This window comes from Wolbachia endosymbiont of Drosophila barbarae, assembly GCF_044752445.1.
GTDB classification, from domain to species: domain Bacteria; phylum Pseudomonadota; class Alphaproteobacteria; order Rickettsiales; family Anaplasmataceae; genus Wolbachia; species Wolbachia pipientis.
Map to the genome: position 1 here is coordinate 1 of NZ_JBIXJM010000012.1, position 3,092 is coordinate 3,092.

At 31.6% G+C, this 3,092-nt stretch carries 4 protein-coding genes; 2 read left to right on the forward strand and 2 right to left on the reverse strand.

The features are described 5' to 3' along the window. Window positions 1-232: 232 nt before the first annotated feature. Entirely contained in the window at window positions 233-1,105 is an 873-nt protein-coding gene (locus ACIPNH_RS00140) for a hypothetical protein (RefSeq protein WP_007550039.1), read from the reverse strand. A gap of 115 nt (window positions 1,106-1,220) precedes the next feature. Further along, window positions 1,221-1,559, reverse strand: a complete 339-nt coding sequence (grxC, locus tag ACIPNH_RS00145) for a glutaredoxin 3 (RefSeq protein WP_007550037.1) — start codon at window positions 1,557-1,559, stop codon at window positions 1,221-1,223. Between the two features lie 68 nt (window positions 1,560-1,627). Here grxC and ribF point away from each other — a divergent pair, with 68 nt between their 5' ends. Together ribF and lspA are read left to right on the forward strand one after the other, a co-directional pair. Continuing rightward, window positions 1,628-2,560: a riboflavin biosynthesis protein RibF gene (gene ribF / locus ACIPNH_RS00150; protein WP_010082493.1), complete on the forward strand. Its 933-nt coding sequence runs from the start codon at window positions 1,628-1,630 to the stop codon at window positions 2,558-2,560. Next, complete coding sequence (gene lspA, locus ACIPNH_RS00155; RefSeq protein ID WP_006279329.1) at window positions 2,557-3,033, forward strand: signal peptidase II; 477 nt, start codon at window positions 2,557-2,559, stop codon at window positions 3,031-3,033. Before ribF ends, lspA begins: the two co-directional genes overlap by 4 nt. Window positions 3,034-3,092: the final 59 nt, after the last annotated feature.

Sequence of the window (3,092 nt, forward strand, 5' to 3'; positions counted from 1 at the left end):
TTTTTTTGTCATTTAATCTGTACAGAGAAGATAAATAAATAGCTTCAGTTTCATGATAAGGGGGCTGGCGGAGTTTGTCAAGTAAGTTTTTCGTTTCTATAGCTACTTGAATAACGGCTACAATGTTTGTACAGCTATGTACATAGTGCTGGAACCCAAAAAAAGAACCAAGTAGCCTTGGCTACTTGGATGACAAAAGGTAATACAAGAAATCTATTGGCTCTCGTATATCTTAGTGAAACTTAACAAGTTTATCTATAGTTTTAGTGATGATTCTTGGAGTATCCGGAGAAACTGCTGAGCTCAGCCTATTTAACCGCTCTATAGCGAACTCGCTATTCTCATTTGCTATGAAATCACATAAAATATTTTCTATATCCTTAGTAACACTTTCATGCTTTCTCAGAGGATGATTATGTGGATACCTACTGATGGTTTTGATACTGGAATACTCAACAAAAGCTTGATCCTTAAAAGCAAGTTGTCTCAATTTCTCTTTGAATTTTCCTTCCTCCTCTTTTGCTAAAAGGCGAGACTTTATCAGTGATTTTATAATCAAATTTATAGCTTGATGTATTTCAGAATGCACTATAACTTTAATGGTATTTTCTTCTACTATACAATCATAAATATTTTTTTCGCTCTGTAACGACTCTATTAATTTCTTGCTACTTTGTGAATTCAATTCCAAATTCTCCTCACTCATAGGAGTTATTATGAAGGTGTTCTTACTCACTCTGATGTTAAATTGTGGAGAGCCTTCAGAAAAGGAAAATGCTACATCCTTAAATTCAAGTGCATGATTGTATGCAGCAAAAAGGGTGTGTGCTATAACACTGCTGGGCACCTTCATTCCATGTTTACTCAGGTGGTTCAATACATTTTCAACCTCATGATATGTAAAGTCTGTATCTTTTAGCAATTCAACAACTTCTATGCCGTTGTGTTGTTTATACTCTATTCTCACTTCTTCTGTAAAAAGTGTTTTAGCTGCTATATGTTTATCAAGCACTGTGAAAATCTTGATGAAATTCTCTAAATCTTGTTTGTTAACTAATTCGATACTAATTAAGTTTCTGCTAATAATTGAAATATTTTTTGTCATTTTTTCCCACTAAAAAAACTCACTGAATGAATTGTATTTTTAATTCATTAAGAATTGTTTAAAGTGAGCATACTAGTTTTCATTTACGTATTACACGACAAAACAAGATAAAAAGTTACATAAAATCATCATGTGGTATAACACACTCTCCACATTCATCATTGCTGTTTGTGTAGGTTGTGACATCAGTGTGATTATCATTATTATTTAGCATATCATCCAACTTTCCTTCTTTTTCAAGATCCATCAATTTGTCACACCCCCCAATGTGCTTATCGTTGATAAAAATCTGTGGAACTGTTCTAACGTTATACTTTGATTTTATGTCGTTAAATAGATCTGAGTTTTTGAGCACATCAATTTCTTCATACTTCACACCTTTTTTATCTAGTAAATCCTTTGCCCTTATGCAGTATGGACAGCCCTTCTTTACATATATCACAACATTTTTCACAATTTATCTCCGTAGCTTACTAAAATATAGTTATTATATATAAGAAACATGTAAAAACATCAAATTGTATGAAAATTATTTATAATTGTGAGCAAGGAATAGAAAATAATATAGCACTAACCTTCGGAAATTTCGATGGCATTCATTTAGGACACGAGTTTGCAATTTCTACTCTAAAGAAGGTAGCACAAGAAAGAGGATTACCCTCTGCAGTTTTAACTTTTGAGCCTCACCCATCAACTGTTTTATTTGGTAGAAACAATTTTAGGTTAATAGACCAAGAACAAAAAAAGGAACTAATCAGCAGCTATGGTATAGATTACTTATATATTATTAATTTTAATAGAGGTTTTTCTGAGGTTAGCTGCGATGACTTTATCAGTGAGATTTTAATAGATAAATATGGCGCTAAACACATAATTGTCGGAGAAAATTGCACTTTTGGTCATAAACGATTGGGTAATATATTAACTCTAGAGAAATATTCTGAAATATATGGATACTCTTTGACTAAATTAGAGCCATTAACAATTGACGGCAAAATTTGCTCTTCTTCTTCAATAAGGGAGTATGTACAAAGGGGCGAAATAGAAATTGCTAATAAATTGCTCGGCAGGCCTTATCAAGTTTCTGGTGTTGTGACAAAAGGTGCATGTAGAGGTAGAGAAATAGGATTTCCAACCATAAATATTCCTATAGAAGATTGCATGATAAAACCTAAGTTTGGCACATATTACGCTAGAGTGACTTTTCCTGATAGTAATCCAAATTGGTTATATGGAGTAGTCAATATTGGTATGAGACCTACTTTTAAGGATCTGAAAAAGCCTATAATAGAAATGCACATATTCGATTTTGATGAAGACGTATATAGTCATAAAGTCAATATACAACTTTTAAAATTCATAAGGTCAGAAAAAAAATTCCATAGTATTGAGGAGTTAACAAAACAGATAAATTATGATATACTTAAAGTTTATAGGTTAAAGGCAAATTTATGAAAAAGTTATGCTTAGTTGTTATATTAATTATAGTATTGATTGACCAAACGAGCAAATTGTACATAAACTCATTGATTGATGAAGGAGAATCAATTGAGATCGCTAGTTTTATAAAACTAGTTGAAGTTTGGAATTCAGGTATTAGTTTTGGAATGTGTAGCGCTTTACCACATGGCGGTTTCTTTTTTTCAGCATTTTCAATACTAATAATTGGTATACTTGCATATTTGATATACAAGTCTGACGATCAGTCAACTTACCTTGGTTTTTCTCTGATGATTGGTGGAGCAATCGGAAACGTAGTTGATAGGATCTATTGGGGAGCTGTATATGATTTCATATATTTTCATATTGATGATTGGTATTGGCCAGCCTTTAATTTAGCAGATTTATCTATAGTTTGTGGAATGTTTACATTGTTATATAAGTGGTATATATACGATATGCTTATTTCTAAACAAAATGAGGAATAAAATAATTGTTTTTATATTAGGTCGAAATAATGCTTCATAAGTTTTTTAGTTTTCTTATA